Raw genomic sequence first — 248 nt, forward strand, 5'->3', positions numbered from 1 at the left:
GCCGAATAGGTGTCCTGCCAGGCGCTCAGCACCCCGGAAAACGCCACGAACACGCAGATCCAGGCGCCGGCGTGGGCCAGCCGCCCGACCAGCGTGGCGGCCTTCTCGACGTGCGGGACCAGTTCGATGCCCACCGACACCACCGCGAACGGCACCGCGTACCACAGGTTCTGGTAGGCGCGACGGCGCTGCAGCGCCTTGTCCCAGTCCTCGTGGCCGCTGACCACCAGCAGCCGGTGCGCCAGCAG

1 pseudogene is annotated in these 248 nt (G+C 70.6%); it reads right to left on the reverse strand.

Going from position 1 to position 248, the window contains the following annotated elements:
* Positions 1-248 (reverse strand): annotated as a pseudogene (locus SB771_RS36130) (mechanosensitive ion channel family protein); the annotation flags it as partial.

Source organism: Burkholderia sp. SIMBA_051 (genome assembly GCF_046534915.1).
Taxonomy (GTDB): Bacteria; Pseudomonadota; Gammaproteobacteria; order Burkholderiales; family Burkholderiaceae; genus Burkholderia; species Burkholderia ambifaria.